Origin of the sequence: Faecalibacterium sp. An122 (genome assembly GCF_002160895.1) — a bacterium.
In the GTDB taxonomy this organism is placed as follows: Bacteria; Bacillota; Clostridia; order Oscillospirales; family Ruminococcaceae; genus Faecalibacterium.
Genome location: NZ_NFLL01000027.1, coordinates 16,050 through 33,778 on the forward strand (window position 1 = coordinate 16,050; position 17,729 = coordinate 33,778).

Genomic DNA, 17,729 nt, shown 5'->3' on the forward strand with positions numbered 1-17,729 from the left:
CCGTATCCTGTATTGCGCAGGATGCGGGCCGTTTGGCGTTGATTCGATTCGGCCGTGTCCAAGATGTTCTTTGGGCTCCTGTGGAGGATGGCTGCCTTTTGTGCGCCGGTGCCCATCGCAGCAGCGGCAGCAAAAAGCAGGACGCTCCCGGTGGGAACGTCCTGCTGTTCCGCCCTCTCAGGGTGCCGGAACATGATTATGGAAAGAGAAGATATCTGAAGCGTTTCGGGCCGGCATTACAGGCCCATCAGGTTATTGAGGAAATTCTGGCCGGCGCTCAGGGCCCCGCCGATGAAGCTCTTGCCGGCGTCCACCGAGCTGTCAATGGCGGAATCCACTCCGCCGAAGATGCTCAGAATGCCCCGGGCTGCAATGCAGCCCACCACCAGCAGGGCGGCGGCGCCGCCCACCGCGATGACAGCCTTGACGGCGGTCTCGGCGGCAGTGCCGCCGTCGGTGTACATCATCTCTTCCTCGGTCATGAGGGTGCAGCTGGCGGGAAGTTTCATGGTCTCTTTTGCGTTCATGGTTGGTTTCTCCTTTTCAATTTACTGTATAACTGGCTTTTTCAGCGCGAAACAAGGTTTAATCTTTCAGACCCCTGGTCAGAGGGATCAGCATCAGCAGGGCCACAATCCCCATCAGGCCCACCACAATGCCGGGCACCATCAGCTCGAACACCATGGAAAGGCACATCCCGACCCCCAGCAGCAGGGCGCCCACGACCGCCACCAGGATGGTGCCCAGGGTCTTGCCGTCCAGATGAACCGGCTGCTTGCCCTCCATCCGGCGCCAGATCACCAGGGCCGCCAGCAGCACCACCATCCCGATGACCCCGCAGATCACCCCCTGGCGGAACATCCCCCAGTCCTCAATCAGGGCCATGCACATGCCCAGTGCAAAGAACACGGTGCCGATGGTGCCAAGGATCATGGCTATAAAATTGCTCTTTTTCATGTTGGATTCCTCCTGTCAGGTGTTGGGTCAGTCGGCCTTGGGGCCGGACGGGGCGTCGGTTTTTTCGAGGAACGCGTCCACAAAGGCGTTCTCCACTTTTTTGTAGGCTCCCACGACGCCGCCCTCGATCTTGCTGTAGGCATTCACAGCCTGCTGGGCCGCAGGACCGGTTTTCAGGCTGTAGCCGGAGGGGCTGCCGGGATTTTCTTCCAGGAACTTTTCGGTAAAGGCCTGTTCAGTTTTCTGGTAGGCGTCCATGACTTTTTTGCCCAGCTTGCCGGGCTTCAGATGATATTCTGCCATCGCGTTGGTCCTCCTTTGGATGTTTGGATGGGTTTTCGCTGTTTGCAAGAGAGATTTTACTCGCACAACATGGCGGTTTGGTTGGAGTATTGTTTGAGAAAGATTAATTTTCAGACCGGGTTGCGCTGGAGGCGGACCAGCTGGCTGCTGGCCAGCAGTTCCCGGCACAGGTGGTTGGGCAGATAGAGCTGTGCCCGCCGGGCCAGAGGGAAGGCGGCGGATTGTTTCAGCACTTCCGCCACAAACTGGGAGCAGAAATAGTGCCGGCGCCAGAGGAAGGGAATCCGCAGCAGACAGCACACCACCCCCAGCCGGGTGTAGCGGTATTCGGTCCGCCGCCGCTGGAAGGTCTCGATCCGGGCCTGGATGTCCTGATAGGCCTGGTCCGACACCGCCAGCACGCAGCTGAGGCTCTGTTCCACGCCGCGGCGGCGGTGTTTTTCCAGGGTTTCCTCGCAGAATCCCCGGTAGTTGAAGCTGTAATAAACCCCTCCGCCCAGGCCCAGGGAAGCGTGGGTGTAGCCGTGGCCTGCAACGTGGTAGACGAAACTGGAAATCCGGTCGGAATACCGGGTCAATAAAACGGTGATTTCTTTCATCTTCCTGCCTCCTGTCTGCAATCACTGGGGACAGGATACCAGGAGAAGGTTTCGGTTTTGTTTGGGACAGGTTTGTTTTGGATGAAAAAAGGACAGCCGGAAAACCGGCTGTCCTGCATCCGCCTGCCTACAGCAGCGAATGGCCTTTTTCGCAGATTTCGTAGATTTCGTCCAGTTTGGCCTCAATGAAGGGCTGTACCTGCCGGGCTTTTTTGTCCATGGCGGCCCGGTATAGGAAAAAAGGTGCAATCCACCCCCCAAAGCCGGGGATGGCCAGCAGCACGCAGAGCCAAACGATGGGCGGGTCGGCCACCACCGCGAAGGTGGCCCCGGCCATGAACACCGTTCCCAGCAGGCCGGTCAGCAGGGCGCAGAGATTGGCGGCAGTGGTTTTGGAGCGCTCCAGCGCGGCAATTTCCGCCAGATCGGCCTCAAAGTGCCGCTGCAGCCGGGTCAGCTCGGCTTTGTTGAGGATGCGGCGGTCCCGCTTGAGTTTCAGCAGGACTTTGCCCCTGGCCGCCTGGGGCGGGAAGTTTTCGTCCTGCTGCCAGCCAAAGCTCTGGTAGCAGTCCAGATAAAAGGAGGCTTTGCTGTCCGGGACGGAGGTTTCCATATATTCATAGGCCCGGTAGTTCTTGTCGCTGTTCATTCCTGCGCCTCCTGCCCGTCGGGCCGGGGCAGCCGGACCGTAAAGAGCGAGCCTTTTCCCGGCTGGCTTTCCACCGCAATTTCCCCGCCGGAAAGCTCCAGAATCCGCTTCACCAGCGCCAGACCCAGGCCATTGCCCTGGGTGGCGTGACTGGTGTCGCCCTGATAAAATTTGTCGAAGATATGGCGGATGGTTTCGGCTGTCATGCCGCAGCCGCTGTCCTGCACTGAGACTTCCACCCAATTGTCCAGGGTCTTTTGGGTGAGGGTGATGGTCCCGACCTCGGGGGTGAATTTGATGGCGTTGGACAGGAGATTGTTCCACACCAGCTCGGTGAGGCCCGGGTCTGCATAGACCGCGGCGCTGTCCTCCAGATCCGCCTCGAAATCCAGATTCTTTTTCTCCCACTGGTCCTCAAACTGGACCGCACACCCGCACACCTGGGCGCAGACGTCGAACACCGAGGGCGCCGGGCGGATGGTCTGTTTTTCCAGCTTGTTCAGCTTGAGCATGTTTTGGATGAGGTCGGCCAGCCGGCGGGTGGCGTCCTGGATGCTGTCCACCTCTTTTTGGTCCCGGGAGGAGAGGGAAGGGCTCTTTTTCAGCAGATCGGCGCTGCCCGAAATCACCGCCAGCGGCGACTTGAACTCATGGGACACATCTGAGAAGAAATCGGTTTTCAGGGTCTCAATGCTTCCCAGCTCCTCCACCATCTTGTTGAAGTCCAGAAACATCCGGTCCAGATAATCGGTTTTGTCGGGGGTATGGATGGGGGCCAGATACACCGAAAAGTCCCCCTTGGCCACTCTCTGGGTGGCGTCGGCCAGCCGCAGCATGGGTTCCTCGTAGGTGATCCGGATCCGATACCGGGTAAAGACGGTGAGTCCGCCGGCCACGGCGGCCCAGTAGAAGATGGGGGACAGGGTCCGGGTCAGACTGCCCCAGCCCCATTGTTCAGCCCCCAGCAGCAGGCCGCTGTGGATGCCCGACATCAGCAGCAGAACCCCCAGATATACAAAGAACAGCCACATGGGGAAGAGGCTTTCGTCCTTGGTACGCTTGTTCATAACAGCACCGCCTTGTAGCCCAGACCCCGCACCGTCTTGATCTCGAAGCCGTCGCAGGATGAAAACTTGTCCCGCAGCTTGGTGATGTAGATGTCCACCGCCCGCAGGCTGGCGTCGGTGTCGGCGTCCCAGAATTCGTCCATCAGCTGGGCCCGGGTGAAGGTCTTTTTGGGGTAGGAGAGGAGCTTGTAGAGGATATTGAATTCCCGCTTGGAGACGGGGATTTCCTCCCCGTCGATCTCGGCGGTCATCCCGTCGGCATCCAGCACCAGATTGCCCAACGTCAGCTTGCGTTCCGCCTCGATGTTGGCCCGCCGCAGCAGGGCCCGCACCCGCATTTCCAGCTCGGCCAGCTCCACCGGCTTCACCATGTAGTCGTCTATCCCCAGCTGGAAGCCTTTCTGCTTGGAGGGCAGATCGTCCTTGGCCGACATGAAGAGGATGGGAATGTGCTTGTTGAGCTGCCGCACCGACCGGGCGAAGGCAAAGCCGTCCACCCCCGGCATCATGATGTCCGAGACGATCAGGTCGTAGGGCCGGTCGTTGAGAGCCTCATAAGCGGCCTGGGCGTTCAGGACGCCGGTGGCCTCAAAGCCGCAGTCGTTGAGGTAAACACAGACTGTTTTGTTTAATTTGGGGTCGTCGTCCACTATCAGAATATGAATCATGCTTTTCTTCCTTTCACCCCGGAGTGGTTTTCTGTTCAGCATAAGAATAACAGATTTTTCCTGCTGGCGGTACTGCTTTTTCAAAATCATTATAAGGCGGAAACGTTGCGCAAAGTTTGGAGTTTTGTTTGAGAATTGTTAAGGACCAGCAGCTGGTCTAAGAAAATGAAAGGCAGGGCTTTCCCGCCGGGGGAGGGGTACGGTTAAAGGGAACGCTACGCACCCATGCCGATTGGCTGCGAGGTCTTGCTGGATGCCGCCAATAAAAAGGTGATGCTGCTTGAATCTCCGCTGAACACCATACTGTTGTGACTGGCGGCAAAAATCAGAGTTTCGGGCACTTCCAGCTTGAGCCTGCCTGGACCGGGCCGGCGGGGAAAACAAAGTGCTTCTGTGCAAAACGATGAACTTTTTTGTGGGGTTTGTCCAGGCTGCAGCGGTTGTCCGGCAGGAGTATTTGTGTTAGTATAGAAAAAACAGACCGGGTAAAAGGGAAAATACCAGGTAATGGAACGAAAAGGAGGAATTCAAGTTGAAAAAGATTCTTGCAGGGTGTCTGGCTGCCGCGCTTGTTTTGCAGCTGGCCGCCTGCGGCAAGGGCCAGCCGGCCCAATCGGCGGCCGACAGCAAACCGGCCTCCTCGGCTTCTTCTGCATCTTCGGCCGTTTCAGAAGCTGAAAGCAAACCCGAAAGCCAGCCTGCCTCCAGCGCCGCGTCGGAGGAGGAAAAGGCTGCATCCTCCCAGCCGGAGCAGGACGAAGCCTCATCGGAGGCATCGTCGGAGGCGTCGTCGGTCCAGAGCCTTCCGGCTGATACGGTGGCCATGAAAGGCGGCCCGGCCCAGGTGGACGCCATGGTCCTGCCGCTGGGCAAGAAAGTCCAGGTGGAAGTGAATGGTTCCCGCCGGTGGTTCGCCTTTACTACCGGCAGCGCGGCGGACTATGAAGTCTGGCTGGCGCCGGGAGGACAGTACTATCGAACCATCGGCTTTGGCATTTACAACCGTCGGGGAGAACTGGTGTGGGAGTCGAACACCAACGGGGACGGCTCGGTCACCGTCCGGCAGGTTCAGCTTTCGCCCGATACGCCCTACTTTGCCACCGTGGCCCAGTCGGAGGGGAACCATGGTGCTCTGACCTTCCGGCTGTCCTCCCTGACCGAGACGGAGGACGCATCCTCCGGCGCCTCCTCGGAAGAGACCGCCGGATCTGCTGCCCAGTCCCAGGCGGAGGGAATTCTGGATCTGGAAGGCGGTTCGGCCCAGGGCGGAGCCACGGCGTTCCAGCTGGAACAGATGGTCCGGGCCAAGGTGAACGGCTCCCGCAAGTGGTACTCCTTTGCCACCGGGGACGGCACCGACTATGAAATCCTGCTGGCTCCTGAAGGCCAATATTACAGGACCATTGGATTCAGCCTGTACAATGAACTGGGAGAACAGGTGTGGGAGTCGGGAACCAACGGAGATGGTTCGGTCACCATCCGGCAGATTCAGCTTTCCCCCAACACCACCTACTACGGCGTTGTTTCACAGAAGGCAGGCAATGACGGAAACCTGATTTTCCGGGTTTCTGCCCACTTTACCCCGCAGGATACGGCCACCGAGGTGGAACGGGAACCCGAGACGGTGTCCGAGCTGATCTTTGAGGAACCCTTCTCGCTGGATGAAACCCAGATCATGTTTGTGTCCAACAAGGCGATCTTTGTGGATGAGGAGGCCGCCAAGGCTGCTCTGGCTCCGGTGGCCGAGGTGATTCTGGCTCACCCGGATCACCCCGTTCTGCTGGCGGGAACCACCGCCACCGACGGCCAACAGGAATCCTGCGTGCGGCTGTCCAGCCAGCGGGCCGAAGCGGTCAAGAACCTGCTGGTCAGCGCCTATGGCGTCCCGGAAGATCAGCTGCTGACGGTGGGACTGGGCTATGCGGCGGACCCCTTCCCCCGGGGACAGGACCGGGACAGCAGCGGAAACTTTGTGGAGTCGGAAGCAGTCAAGAACCGCCGTGTGGTGGTGCTGGATGCCAATGATCCCACGGCCCAGGAAATTCTCAATGCCTGACTTTTCCGCACAGAGCCTGCCGTTTTCGTGACTGCATCCATATCAATGAACCCGGATGTGCGGTGCTGAAAGCCGTAGATTCCGGTGAGCTGGATGTCCTCCGCCTGGAAAGTTATTGCAAGCTGGAGCATGAAACCAGTTGCGACGGCTTGAGCGGCAAGGCGATTGAACGCAAGAAGTGCGAGCGCATGTTCAAAGAAGTCGGCGGCATGAAAAATGCCCATCGATTCGCCCAAGAACACAACAAGCGCAAGTAAGAGAGAAACAAATAGGTATAGAGCAGCCTTGCACAGCCCGTGCAGGGCTGCTTTTTATTGAATGCAGTCTTTTTCAAACATTATAGAATCTTTTAAAAGGGCGCTTGAAAAACATTTTAAATGGCAGTATGATGATTTCAGACATCGATGTACTTCTACCAAGAATGGAGATAGCATTGTGCCGTTTTATTTGAATGTACAGAAAGAAACCATGGAGCCTTCCGCCGTCCTTTTGATGCGAAGGGTCGGAGCGTATGGCCCCGAGAACCGTCGGCTGATGAACCGCATGAAAGGGTGGATCAGCAGCCATGGCCTGTGGGAGCAGAAGACCACTCTTCTGGGGATCCCGTGGGACAATCCATCCATAACAAAGGCAGAGGCGTGCCGCTACGATGTCTGTATGCTTTGGGATAAGGAAACGATCCCCGAGACAGACGAGGTTGTGCCGGGGCAGTTGGTCGGCGGAATGTATGCCGTGTTTCTGCTGGAACACACCGCAGAGGCTGTCCAGGCCGCATGGAGCGGATATTCTGCCGCGCTGCCTGCCCTGGGGTTCACTGTGGATGCGTCCCGGCCTGTGATGGAACGCTACCGGAAAGAGCTGGTGGACCGGCACCTGTGCGAATTGTGCGTGCCCATCTTAAAGTAACGACGGGAAATGAAAAGAAAGGGCGGGGGAGAGAAGGGTGAATAAACTCTTGCTGTTGCTGGCCGGTTTGATCGCTGTATTTGGTCTGGTTTATCTTCTCTATATCAATGGCGTCGGCGTCATCAACTCCAAGTCGGCGCTGGTGTATCAGGGGTATCCCCGGATCGGAAAAAACAAGAACCGCATCAAGGCCAGCTTTACGTCCTGCCGCGGGACTGTCAAACGGGTGATCCGCCTCCAACCGGGAAAAAGCTATCACTTTGTTTTTTCATCCGTGATTACCAAGGGAACGGTTTGCGTGGAAATCAGGGATAAGAAAAAGGATAACCTTGTGGTTCTGGATCAGGAGCATCCCAGCGCCATCCTTTCTGTAGAGCCGGGAGACAGGTTGTATGTTACCACCCGGTTTACCGGGGCGGATGGAAAATATGAACTCGCCTGGGATCTCCAGAAATGAGGTATGACTTTGGCGTTCCATCCATGATCATCGCATGAGCAAAAAGGCAGGGAGCGGAAACTCCCTGCCTTTTCGTTTGATTGAATTTTCTAAAAGAAGGCTTTGCCATGCCCAAAACAGAGCAGTCCCCACTGTTTGTGTCCGATGCCGCACGCCGCCCCACTGAAAACGCCCGGATGAGGTCCTCGCAAAGATTTGCACGGCGAAGACAGCTTTTTTCGAATCGGGTGCGTCCCTCGGGGAGCACCCTTTTTCTTTTAAAAAATAATGATTAAATCTTTTTTGCATTCCAAAATCCTCCACCCCCTGTTTGCCTTTTCCCGCCTCTTCCGCTATACTAGAGCAAAACCGTGAATCTCAATCAAAGAAGGATATTTCCATGGAATCGATTCTTTTGCTGGAGGATGATCCGGCCCTGGGCCGGGGCATCGGGATGGCGCTGGAAGCGCCGGAACGGGCCGTGATCCGGGCTGGCACCTTGCAGGAAAGCCGGGAACGGCTTGCCCGGCAGCGCTTTGACCTGCTGATCCTGGACATCAATCTGCCGGACGGCAGCGGGCTTGAGCTGCTGCGTCAGCTGCGGGCGGCGGGGGAGAACACCCCGGTCATCCTTTTGACCGCCAACGACCTGGAACTGGACGAAGTCACCGGGCTGGAAGCCGGGGCGGATGACTACATCACCAAGCCCTTTTCCCTGGCGGTGCTGCGGGCCCGGGTGGCGGCCCAGCTGCGCCGGAATGCGCCGAAGGTTCCCGTATCCTTCCAGCTGGGCCCCTTTTCCTTTGACTTCGAGGGGATGGAGTTTCGCCGGGGAGGGGAAAAGGTGGAGCTCTCCAAAACCGAACAGAAGCTGCTGCGGGTTTTGGTGGAGAACCGGGGCCGCACTGTTCCGCGGTCGCTGTTGGCGGAAAAGGTCTGGCCCGACGGGGCCGGGGCGGTGGAGCCCAACGCCCTCTCGGTCACGGTAAAGCGGCTGCGGGCCAAGCTGGAGGTCGACCCCGCAAAGCCCGAATATCTCAAAACGGTGTATGGCATCGGCTACACCTGGGCGGTGAACCCATGATCGGGTGGATTGCTGCGGGTGTGGCGCTGGCGCTGGCCGCCGGGGTCGTCCTGGTGTCGCGCTGGCGGCAGGCCCGGCTGCTGAGGCGGCTGGACGAGATGTTTACCGCTGCCATGGAGGGCGCATTTTCGGAGAGCAGTTTTGACGAGACCCGGCTTTCCGCTCTGGAAAGCCGCCTGGCCCGGTATCTGGCGGCCAGTGCCCTCTCGGCCCGAAATCTAAAGGCCCAGAAAGACCAGATCAGCGCACTGATTTCGGACATTTCCCACCAGACCCGCACCCCCGTGGCTAATCTCCGGCTCTATGCCCAGCTGCTGGAAGAACAGCCTCTCACGGCGCAGCAGGCCGAATGCGTGCAGGCCATCTCAGGCCAGGCCGAAAAGCTGGAGACCCTGATCCAAGCGCTGGTCAAAACCTCCAGGCTGGAAACCGGGATCCTGGCCCTCCACCCTGCGCCCGGGCCCATCGCACCGGTGGTGCAGCGGGCCGCGGCCCAGTACGCCCCCAAAGCCGAGGCAAAACAGATCCGCCTGACGGTGGGTGTGACCGAGGCAAGGGCCCTTTTCGACCCCAAGTGGACTGAGGAGGCCCTCTGCAACCTGCTGGACAATGCGGTGAAATACACCCCCGCAGGCGGGGCGGTAAGGGTGGAGGTTCGGCCCTATGAGATGTTCACGGCGGTCTGTGTCCGGGACACCGGCCCCGGCATCCCCGAAGAAGAACAGGCCAGGATCTTCGGCCGGTTTTACCGGGCCCCCGGAGCCTGGCAGACGGAAGGGGTGGGCATCGGTTTGTATCTGACCCGGCAGATCGCTGAAAAGCAGGGCGGCTACATCAAGCTGGAAAGCGAACCGGGCACAGGGAGCTGTTTTGCCCTGTTCCTGCCCCGGGAATAAGGATTCTTTCAAAACTGTCATCTTCTCGAAAGGGCAGGGAAAGATTTCTGTGGTAAAGTCTGTATTGTCGAAGGATGATACAGACTTTTCTTTTGGAGGAATGCTGCATGACGATTTTGGAAACCAGAGACCTGAAAAAATACTACGGCTCCGGGAATACCCAGGTAAAGGCGCTGGACGGGGTGAACCTCACGGTGGAACAGGGGGAATTTGTGGCCATTGTGGGCACTTCCGGCTCGGGCAAATCCACCCTGCTCCACATGCTGGGCGGGCTGGACCGCCCCACCTCGGGCACGGTCAGGGTGGACGGCAGAGAGATCTTCGGGCTGAAAGATGAGGCGCTGACCATCTTCCGCCGCCGGAAGATCGGCTTTGTGTTCCAGGCCTATAACCTTGTCCCGGTGCTCAGCGTCTGGGAGAACATCATCCTGCCCATCCAGCTGGACGGCCGGGCGGTGGATGAGGGCTTTGTCCGGGAGGTGGTGTCCACCCTGGGCCTGGAAAAGAAGCTGCAAAGCCTGCCAGGTCAGCTTTCCGGCGGCCAGCAGCAGCGGGTGGCCATCGCCCGGGCCCTGGCGGCCAAGCCTGCCATCCTGCTGGCGGACGAGCCCACCGGCAACCTGGATTCCAAGACCAGCCAGGACGTGCTGGGCCTGATGAAGGTCACCGGGCAGAAATTCGGCCAGACCATGGTGATGATTACCCACAACGAGGAAATTGCCCAGATGGCCGACCGGATTGTCCGGATCGAAGACGGCCGGATTGTGACGCGGTGAGAGGGGGCGAAACCATGAAGGTATCCAATCGGGGCTGCATCCGCCGGCTGAGCCTCCGGGCGCTTTGGGCGAACCGCACCCGGAACATGGTGGCGGTGCTGGCCATCGCGCTGACCGCGCTGCTTTTTACCAGCCTGTTCACCATCGCCCTGTCCATCAACGAGGGGATGCAGCAGAGCAACTTACGCCAGGCGGGCGGGTATGCCCACGGGAGTTTCAAATACCTCACCGAGGAAGAGTTCAGCCAGCTGAAAGAACACCCCCTGATTGAGGACTGGGGCCTGCGCCGTTTTGTGGGGATGCCCACCGGCGTTCCCTTCAACAAATCCCATGTGGAGGTGGGCTATTCCGACCCAAACGAAGCCCATTGGACCTACTGCGACCCGGTGGAGGGCCGCCTGCCCGCCGAGGGCACCGACGAAGCCGCCACCGACACCCATGTGCTGGAACTGCTGGGCATCACTCCGGAGCTGGGGGCGCAGTTCACCCTCACCTTTGAGGTGGACGGCCAGGAAACCACCCAGACCTTCACCCTCTGCGGCTGGTGGGAGTACGACGAGGCGGTGGTGGCCAACCATGTGCTGATTCCCGAGAGCCGGGTAAATGCCATTTTGGAGGAGGTGGGGGTCACACCGCCGGGTACCGATGGGATGACCGGCTCCTGGAACCTGGACGTGATGCTGAAACATGGCGCCCGGTCCATCGCCGCCGACCTGGGCCGGATTCTGGCGGACAATGGCTATCAGGACCAGGACCCCGCCGCCCCGGGTTATATCGCCACCGGCGTCAACTGGGGCTACACCGGGGCCCAGTTGTCCAGCCAGATCGATCCGTCGGTGATTCTGACAATCCTGGTGATGCTGGCTCTGATCCTCTTCACCGGCTACCTGATTATTTACAACGTGTTTCAGATTTCGGTGGCGGGGGATATCCGGTTTTACGGCCTGCTGAAAACCATCGGCACCACCCCGCGGCAGATCCGGCGGATCATCCGCATCCAGGCGCTGGTGCTCTCGGCGGCGGGCATCCCGGCGGGGCTTTTGCTGGGCTGGCTGCTGGGCGGGGTGCTGACCCCGGTCATCACGGCGCAGCTCAATGATGTGATTGGTACCGTATCGGTCAGCCCGGTGCTGTTTGGGGTTTCGGCACTCTTTGCCCTTGTCACCGTCCTGATCTCCTGCCGCCGCCCCGGCCGCCTGGCCGGAAAGGTGTCGCCGGTGGAGGCGGTGCGGTATACCGAGGGAAAAGCCTTCCGGCCCAAAGCCCGCCGGAAGGAAAAAGGGGTCTCCCTGGTGTCCATGGCCTGGGCCAATCTGGGCCGCAGCCGAGGCAAAACTGCCATCACCATAGTGTCTTTGTCCCTGGCGGTGGTGCTGCTGACTTTGACCGTTACCTTCACCGCCGGCTTTGACATGGACAAATACACCGCCCACTTCACCGCCACCGACTTCATCGTGGCAGATGCCGGCAAGCTGCAGGTGAGCACCACCGGCTTCAACAGCGGTATGGCGGTGGGGGAGGACGCCATCGCCGCCATCAACGCCCAGGGCGGTGTCGCCCAAAGCGCCCGGGTCTACGGCCAGAGCATGGGAATGCTGGAATTCATCCCGGAGGACTGGTTCCTTGCCAGGAACCGCCCCTATTATTCGGAGGACTCCCTCCAGTGGCTGATAGACCACACTCAGCGCAATGACGCCGGGTTCCTGGCGGATTATGTCCAGCTCTGCGGCATGGAACCCTTTGCCCTGGACCAGCTGACGGTGCTGGAAGGGGACTTGGAGAAGCTGAAAGAGCCCGGCGGAAACTGGATTGCCGCCGTCTACCGGGAGGACGACTACGGAGATCCAGAAATGGACAGCAACTGGGCCAAACTGGGAGATACAGTAACCGTCCGGTATGTGGAGAAATTTGAGTATTACGACAACGACACCGGCGAGGTGCTCCCGATAGAGCAGGTAGAGGCCGCCTATGCGGCAGGCCACAGCATCACTTCCTGCGCCAAGACCTACCGGGATGTGGACTATACGGTGTCCGCTCTGGTGACGGTGCCCAGAGCTCTGAGCTACCGCTACTACGGGGACGATGCCTTCATCCTCGACGACCAGACCTTCCTCCGGGACAGCGGCACCGCCGATGTGATGTACTACGCCTTCAACACCACGGAGGAGGCCACCGCCGCCATGGAGGCTTTCCTCCAGGATTATACCGAAAATGTGAACCCCCAGATGGACTACGAGAGCAAAGCCACCTTTGCCGGGGAATTTGAGAGCGTGCGGGGGATGTTCCTGCTTTTGGGCGGGGCGCTGAGCTTTATTGTGGGGCTGGTAGGGGTGCTGAATTTCGCAAACGCCATCCTCACCGGCATCACCGCCCGCCGCCGGGAGCTGGCGGTGCTCCAGTCCATCGGAATGACCACCTGCCAGCTGCGGACCATGCTGGCCATCGAGGGCCTGCTCTACACCGCCGGAGCTGCGGCGCTGGCGCTGGGCATCATCCTGGTGAGCGCCCCCTTCCTGGGGCCTGTCCTCAACCGGATGATCTGGTTCTTTACGTATCGATTTACCCTCTGGCCCATCGGGGTGGTGCTGCCCCTGTTTGCGGTGCTGGGCATCGGGATCCCGATGCTGACCAGCCGGGCAGTCCAGCACATCCCGGTGGTGGAGCGGCTGCGGCAGGAGTGAGCGGATAAAAAGTTCTTGCAAAGACAAAAAGTCCGGCAGCCTTTCAAGGGGGAGGCTGCCGGGTTTTGCTCTGCTGACGATGCTGAGGAAAAGGGGCTGCTGCTCAACGTTTGTTTTGCGGCAGCCCCGTCATTGTTTCGATCACATTTCTCTTAAGGCAGGGGGCGGATAGCCTGCTTTCCCTTACATCGCTTTGCAGCGGGAAAAGCCGTGCCGGGATTATATTCCCCGATAAAAACGAAAAATCCGAACCCTTCTCCCACTGGAAAAAGGCTCGGATTGTTCTGATTTATAGATTGACCCGGCGGGGGGATTACTTGGCAGCCAGATACTTGCCCAGGTCGCGGCCGAGGGTCAGGCACATGCCGATGCTGACGCCGGGAATCGGGGTGATGTACTCGGGGCCAAACCGCATGCCGCAGGTATTGCCGGAAGCGTACAGGCCCTCGATGGGCTGATAGGCCTCATCCACCACTTGCTGCTGGTTGGTGGTCACAAAGCCGCCGGTGGTCACCAGGGCAAAGCCCAGAGACGGGGTGGTGACGTGGGCATAGAAGGGGCCCTGTTCCACTGCGTTCATGAAGCGGGGGTCCTTGCCGAAGTCGGTGTCGGCGCCGGCAGCACACAGCTCATTGTAGTGGCTGACCGTCTCCACAAAAGCGGCCTCGTCCACCCCGATGTACTGGGCCAGCTCCTCAATGGTGTCGGCGCAGTACCAGCCGTTGGCGCCGGCAGCACCGGCGGACTGGGCGGCGGTGAAGTTGGCCTTCATGGCCTCCACGGTGGCGGGCATATCGTACTCAAAGCCCTGGTGGCTGGGGAAGCCCCGGAGGATCTGGGTCTCATAGGTGCTGTCGTACACCGAGATGATGTTGCCGCGTTTGGCCCGGGCCAGGAAGAAACCGTTGATCTCGGGGCCGGCAAAGGCCTCATTCTGGAAGCGCTGGCCCTTCTCGTCCACCCACAGGGGGCCGGGAATGTAGTCGGGCACCGTCATGGAGTCAAAGTTCATGGTGGAAATTTCGCCCTCCAGGCGGCCGCCGGCCCAGACGCCCATCTGGATGGCCGAGCCGTCCCGGCCAAATGGAGCGTTGAAGGTTTCCTCTGCGGTGAACATCCGGCTGATGTTGGGCAGCAGGTCCTCCATCATTTCCTTGTTGCCGCCGAAACCGCCGCCGGCCAGCACCACGCCCTTGCTGGCGTTGATCTTGATGTAGGCGCCGTCGCTGTCCTTGGCAATCAGGCCGGTGACCTTGCCGTCGTCCTGCACCAGCTGGACGCCCTTGGTCCCGAACAGGACACTGGCACAGTCGCCGTAGTTGGCCTCGATGTGCTCCAGCACGTTCCAGCTCAGGTCCTTCAGCTCCAGCTCGCCGGGGGTGTTGTTGTTCTTCTGGCCGCTGGCGGCGTTGTTCCAGGCGTTCTCCCACCATTCCACCGTGCCGGTATAGTATTGCAGGCCATTGTTCAGCTGGTGGATGGTGTACTCATTGTCGGGCCAGAACTGGATGCGGGTCTTTTCGATGGTGGCAGGGTCCACCATGCTCATCCACCAGTCCACGGTGGCACCGCTGTTCTTGGCAAACTCCATCACCAGTGCGGGGTTGGCCTTGTTGTGGCTCTGAAGCATCCAGTTGTTCAGGAACTCCACCTCATCCACATGGGGCACGCCGTGGCTGGCCAGGTACTCCGAATTGATGTGGCCGATGTCATGGCCCACGGTCCACCAGCTGTCCCGGGGCATGGACTCCACCGCGATGGCCTTGGTTCCCTCTTCGCCCAGGGATGCCAGGCAGGCCAGGCCCGCATAGCCCAGGCCCACAATGGCCACTTCCACGTCATAGGTCTGGCTGATCTCGCTGTCGTCGATGGGGTCGGGAGCGGTGCGCCAGCTGGCTTTTTCCTCGGCTGCCGGGGTGGTGGTGACGGCTGTGCCGCCCATGGCCTGGGTGATGCAGTCGTTCATGCACTGCTTGACGGCATCGCTGGTCACGGTTGCACCCGACACGCCGTCGATGGTGCTGTTCTGGGCCTCCAGCAGCTGCTTGACCAGTTCGTCCTTGGCCACCTGGCCGATGTTCTCGGTCTCGCTGGACAGGTCCAGCTCGATGTCGGTGATGGCGTCGGCGCTGAAGGTGGCCTTCATGGTGATCTCGCCCATGCCGGTGGCGGTGGCAGTGTAGGTGCCCGGGGTGTACTTTGCCCCCGAGGCGGCAGAGGATGCCGCAGACTGGCAGGCGGCCAGAGCGCCGGCCGTGATGCCGCCCATGGCCGTGGCTGCGGCAATCTTCAAAAAGCCTTTGCGGGAAATCTTTTTCATGACGTGTTTCCTTTCTGAAAAACATCCAAGGTCGTTCCATGCGCGGGGAAACCCTGTCCCCTTTTTCTCGTTAATTTTATCGCAAACGAGCCCTCTTGCAAAACATTGTTTTCTGCTTATACTTATAAGCAGAACTTCTCACAGAAAGGAGCCGCCCATGACACTGCAGCAGCTGAAATATTTTGTTTCGGTGGCCAATCACCTGAGTTTTTCCCGCGCCGCAGAGGAAAACTATGTGTCTCAGACCGCCATCAGTCAGCAGATCAAGTTATTGGAGGAGGATCTGGGCATCAGCCTGTTCGACCGCACCCACCGCTGGGTGCGGCTGACCCGGGCAGGCAGCGTCTATTATGAATACGCCCAGCAGATTCTGGACCTGGCCGAGATGGCCGCCAGCAGGGCCCGGGCCATCGGCAGCGCTGAGGAGCAAAAGCTGACCGTCGGCATCATGCGGGGGCTGGAGAGCATCCCCTTTGTGGAGCAGCTGCTGGATTTTCAGGCGGCCCATCCCGGGCTGGAAATCCAGCTCACCCCCAGCCACTACAAGGAGCTGCGGGAACTGCTGCGGGACGGCCAGCTGGACCTGACGGTGGTAACCGAACTGTACTCGGTGGAGGGCTACCCCGGGCGGCGCCAGCACTGCATCGGCCAGGCGGCCCACTACGCTGTGGTGAACCGCCAGAGCCATCTGGCCCGGTTTTCCGCCCTGACCAACGCACAGCTGACCGGCGAGGTCTTTTGTACCGTTCCCCTGGCAAAGGATTCCTGGAATTTGTTTTCCCACACCCTGGAAGAAAAGGGGCTGAAAACGCAGCGTCTGATTTTCCGCGATTCCCTGGAGGCTGTGGCCTTTGAAATTGCCTTTCACGGCGGCTACACCATCCTGGCCGAGCCCATCCTCCGCCAGCTGCCTTTTACCAAGTATCTTGTGACCATCCCCATTGAGAACGAACTGGTTCCCATCAATCTGGTCTGGAATGAATCCAACACAAACCCCGCGCTCCATTCTTTTTTATCTTCAATCGGTGCAGAGGAAAACAGTGGGCGAGATACGGTTTCCTCGCAGGTGCTTTAAACCATGGGCTGTTGCAAAACGAACGTTGAGCAGCAGCCCTATTTTTGCGCGTATGCGGTGGGAAAGTCTTTCAGTGGGGATTTTCGTTAAAATTCAGCGCTTTTTCAGGGAAATTGTAGCAGCCCATACGGGCCGGACGCACATCCGCAATCGTATCGTATTCAACTCGACTTCCCGGGATCGCACTCGGAATTTTCAGGAATTGGTGGGCCTCCTTGAGCAGGCAGGATATGCGTGCCAGGAGGGCAAGCGCCCAGCGATTCAAAGGAAGAATCAAAAGAAATTTGTCCGGTTCAAGTCCTTGGGAGATGGCTACACGCCCGAGGATTTGGACCGCGTTTTTGCGAAAGGAATCTTCTAAGAGAATCGTTAAATGTTTTCTCCGAAGACTTCTACCTGCGTCAGGGCAGGGAAAGGGGAGGGATCATCGGCTTTGATCAGCTCACAAAGGGTCAAACTGTCAATGATCGTACCACCCAGGTCAAAGGACTGTCCTTCTGCGGTCTTCTGTAATGCAAGAATATGGCGGGTACCATCCGAAAGGATAAGAGTTGCCTGCGTCCACCAGGCATCGTGGGGGAAATCGGCGCGGGTTGTCAGAACCAGGGTCTCAGCGCGTACCGGCCGCCCGAAGTCCAGGTGCCATTCAGCGTCCGGGCGGCGATTGATTCCCCGGCTTTGGAAGGGGTAACGCCCATGGCAATGCGGGTAGATTACCCCATCAATGGCATTTCGAGCGGCAAATACCGACTCATTCCGGGTTTCTACATTGGCCATTGCATGAGGGAAACAGGCGGTATTTCCGTGGCAGTCGTAGACATTCCGGGCCAGGTTCCGGGGGCAGGCAATTTCCGCCGGAGTGGCACGACGGGCGGCAATGTAATGCCGGGTACCTTCAAATGCGCGCGGGTTGTAGCTGATTCGTCCCTCATCAAAGGGGATCTCCCACCGAAAGGATTGGCCGTTGAGATAGACAAATTCTTCTCCCAGGGTATCCTCCAGAGTGATTGCGTAATATCCTGCACAATCCGGAGTAAAAACGATTGCATCGCCCGGGCAGTAGGGGGCGTCGTACAAGAGAACAGTCTGGGCGGTGCCCGAACTCTGGGCGAGAGTAACGCCAGCCTAGTTACAGACAGCTAGGGTGTATCTGAGAAGTCGGCTCATATGTGCAAAATGGAGAAAATGACAGCAGAAGCAGCAAGGAAAAGAAAAGCCTGAAAAGAATCCGCTCTCTTATCATAGCGGGTAGCGAT

Annotated in this window: 18 protein-coding genes; 9 read left to right on the forward strand and 9 right to left on the reverse strand. The window is 59.1% G+C overall.

Annotated elements, in window-relative coordinates; all coding sequences use genetic code 11:
- Positions 1-236 precede the first annotated feature (236 nt).
- The 7 genes from B5E67_RS12635 to B5E67_RS12665 form a co-directional block, all read right to left on the reverse strand.
- Positions 237-527, reverse strand: coding sequence for a hypothetical protein (locus B5E67_RS12635; RefSeq protein WP_087385568.1), 291 nt, complete (start codon positions 525-527; stop codon positions 237-239).
- A gap of 58 nt (positions 528-585) precedes the next feature.
- Complete coding sequence (locus tag B5E67_RS12640; protein ID WP_087385569.1) at positions 586-957, reverse strand: hypothetical protein; 372 nt, start codon at positions 955-957, stop codon at positions 586-588.
- Positions 958-984: 27 nt separating this feature from the next.
- Positions 985-1,260, reverse strand: coding sequence for a hypothetical protein (locus B5E67_RS12645; protein WP_087385570.1), 276 nt, complete (start codon positions 1,258-1,260; stop codon positions 985-987).
- Positions 1,261-1,370: 110 nt separating this feature from the next.
- Positions 1,371-1,859, reverse strand: a complete 489-nt coding sequence (locus B5E67_RS12650; protein ID WP_087385571.1) for a hypothetical protein — start codon at positions 1,857-1,859, stop codon at positions 1,371-1,373.
- Between the two features lie 127 nt (positions 1,860-1,986).
- Positions 1,987-2,508, reverse strand: a complete 522-nt coding sequence (locus B5E67_RS12655; RefSeq protein ID WP_087385572.1) for a hypothetical protein — start codon at positions 2,506-2,508, stop codon at positions 1,987-1,989.
- Positions 2,505-3,575, reverse strand: a complete 1,071-nt coding sequence (locus B5E67_RS12660; RefSeq protein ID WP_087385573.1) for a HAMP domain-containing sensor histidine kinase — start codon at positions 3,573-3,575, stop codon at positions 2,505-2,507. Before B5E67_RS12660 ends, B5E67_RS12655 begins: the two co-directional genes overlap by 4 nt.
- Complete coding sequence (locus B5E67_RS12665) at positions 3,572-4,243, reverse strand: response regulator transcription factor (RefSeq protein WP_087385574.1); 672 nt, start codon at positions 4,241-4,243, stop codon at positions 3,572-3,574. Before B5E67_RS12665 ends, B5E67_RS12660 begins: the two co-directional genes overlap by 4 nt.
- Positions 4,244-4,775: 532 nt before the next feature.
- Between B5E67_RS12665 and B5E67_RS12670 the strand changes: the two genes are divergently transcribed.
- The 8 genes from B5E67_RS12670 to B5E67_RS12705 all read left to right on the forward strand — a co-directional run bounded on the left by B5E67_RS12670 (position 4,776) and on the right by B5E67_RS12705 (position 13,078).
- Positions 4,776-6,299, forward strand: a complete 1,524-nt coding sequence (locus B5E67_RS12670) for an OmpA family protein (RefSeq protein ID WP_087385575.1) — start codon at positions 4,776-4,778, stop codon at positions 6,297-6,299.
- Positions 6,300-6,361: 62 nt separating this feature from the next.
- On the forward strand, positions 6,362-6,556 hold the full coding sequence (locus B5E67_RS12675; RefSeq protein ID WP_087385576.1) for a hypothetical protein: 195 nt from the start codon (positions 6,362-6,364) through the stop codon (positions 6,554-6,556).
- A 61-nt stretch (positions 6,557-6,617) separates the two neighbouring features.
- A complete protein-coding gene (locus tag B5E67_RS12680; protein ID WP_087385577.1) occupies positions 6,618-7,205 on the forward strand; it encodes a GyrI-like domain-containing protein in 588 nt (195 codons plus the stop codon).
- 49 nt (positions 7,206-7,254) lie between these two features.
- Entirely contained in the window at positions 7,255-7,662 is a 408-nt protein-coding gene (locus tag B5E67_RS12685; RefSeq protein ID WP_087385578.1) for a hypothetical protein, read from the forward strand.
- A 379-nt stretch (positions 7,663-8,041) separates the two neighbouring features.
- Positions 8,042-8,725, forward strand: coding sequence for a response regulator transcription factor (locus B5E67_RS12690; protein ID WP_087385579.1), 684 nt, complete (start codon positions 8,042-8,044; stop codon positions 8,723-8,725).
- Positions 8,722-9,621, forward strand: coding sequence for a HAMP domain-containing sensor histidine kinase (locus B5E67_RS12695; RefSeq protein WP_087385580.1), 900 nt, complete (start codon positions 8,722-8,724; stop codon positions 9,619-9,621). Before B5E67_RS12690 ends, B5E67_RS12695 begins: the two co-directional genes overlap by 4 nt.
- A gap of 107 nt (positions 9,622-9,728) precedes the next feature.
- Positions 9,729-10,397, forward strand: a complete 669-nt coding sequence (locus tag B5E67_RS12700) for an ABC transporter ATP-binding protein (protein WP_087385581.1) — start codon at positions 9,729-9,731, stop codon at positions 10,395-10,397.
- 14 nt (positions 10,398-10,411) lie between these two features.
- Positions 10,412-13,078 (forward strand): ABC transporter permease, encoded by a 2,667-nt coding sequence (locus B5E67_RS12705; RefSeq protein ID WP_087385582.1) that lies wholly within the window; start codon positions 10,412-10,414, stop codon positions 13,076-13,078.
- Between the two features lie 313 nt (positions 13,079-13,391).
- Here B5E67_RS12705 and B5E67_RS12710 read toward each other — a convergent pair whose 3' ends face one another.
- Positions 13,392-15,398, reverse strand: a complete 2,007-nt coding sequence (locus B5E67_RS12710; RefSeq protein ID WP_087385583.1) for an FAD-binding protein — start codon at positions 15,396-15,398, stop codon at positions 13,392-13,394.
- A 157-nt stretch (positions 15,399-15,555) separates the two neighbouring features.
- On the opposite strand from B5E67_RS12710, the gene B5E67_RS15495 reads away from it, so the two are divergent.
- Positions 15,556-16,473 (forward strand): LysR family transcriptional regulator, encoded by a 918-nt coding sequence (locus B5E67_RS15495; protein ID WP_158098900.1) that lies wholly within the window; start codon positions 15,556-15,558, stop codon positions 16,471-16,473.
- A gap of 369 nt (positions 16,474-16,842) precedes the next feature.
- Here the strand turns inward: B5E67_RS15495 and B5E67_RS12730 are convergent, their stop codons facing one another.
- Entirely contained in the window at positions 16,843-17,550 is a 708-nt protein-coding gene (locus B5E67_RS12730) for a carbohydrate-binding protein (protein ID WP_242956987.1), read from the reverse strand.
- Positions 17,551-17,729 lie beyond the last annotated feature (179 nt).

What these genes read in the sequence shown, in the direction of transcription:
- B5E67_RS12645 (WP_087385570.1), bottom strand. Translation starts at nt 1,260, where the DNA reads ATGGCAGAATATCATCTGAAGCCCGGCAAGCTGGGCAAAAAAGTCATG.
- B5E67_RS12650 (WP_087385571.1), bottom strand. Translation starts at nt 1,859, where the DNA reads ATGAAAGAAATCACCGTTTTATTGACCCGGTATTCCGACCGGATTTCC.
- B5E67_RS12660 (WP_087385573.1), bottom strand. Translation starts at nt 3,575, where the DNA reads ATGAACAAGCGTACCAAGGACGAAAGCCTCTTCCCCATGTGGCTGTTC.
- B5E67_RS12635 (WP_087385568.1), bottom strand. Translation starts at nt 527, where the DNA reads ATGAACGCAAAAGAGACCATGAAACTTCCCGCCAGCTGCACCCTCATG.
- B5E67_RS12705 (WP_087385582.1), top strand. Translation starts at nt 10,412, where the DNA reads ATGAAGGTATCCAATCGGGGCTGCATCCGCCGGCTGAGCCTCCGGGCG.
- B5E67_RS15495 (WP_158098900.1), top strand. Translation starts at nt 15,556, where the DNA reads ATGACACTGCAGCAGCTGAAATATTTTGTTTCGGTGGCCAATCACCTG.
- B5E67_RS12700 (WP_087385581.1), top strand. Translation starts at nt 9,729, where the DNA reads ATGACGATTTTGGAAACCAGAGACCTGAAAAAATACTACGGCTCCGGG.
- B5E67_RS12710 (WP_087385583.1), bottom strand. Translation starts at nt 15,398, where the DNA reads ATGAAAAAGATTTCCCGCAAAGGCTTTTTGAAGATTGCCGCAGCCACG.
- B5E67_RS12665 (WP_087385574.1), bottom strand. Translation starts at nt 4,243, where the DNA reads ATGATTCATATTCTGATAGTGGACGACGACCCCAAATTAAACAAAACA.
- B5E67_RS12695 (WP_087385580.1), top strand. Translation starts at nt 8,722, where the DNA reads ATGATCGGGTGGATTGCTGCGGGTGTGGCGCTGGCGCTGGCCGCCGGG.
- B5E67_RS12680 (WP_087385577.1), top strand. Translation starts at nt 6,618, where the DNA reads ATGCAGTCTTTTTCAAACATTATAGAATCTTTTAAAAGGGCGCTTGAA.
- B5E67_RS12655 (WP_087385572.1), bottom strand. Translation starts at nt 2,508, where the DNA reads ATGAACAGCGACAAGAACTACCGGGCCTATGAATATATGGAAACCTCC.
- B5E67_RS12690 (WP_087385579.1), top strand. Translation starts at nt 8,042, where the DNA reads ATGGAATCGATTCTTTTGCTGGAGGATGATCCGGCCCTGGGCCGGGGC.
- B5E67_RS12640 (WP_087385569.1), bottom strand. Translation starts at nt 957, where the DNA reads ATGAAAAAGAGCAATTTTATAGCCATGATCCTTGGCACCATCGGCACC.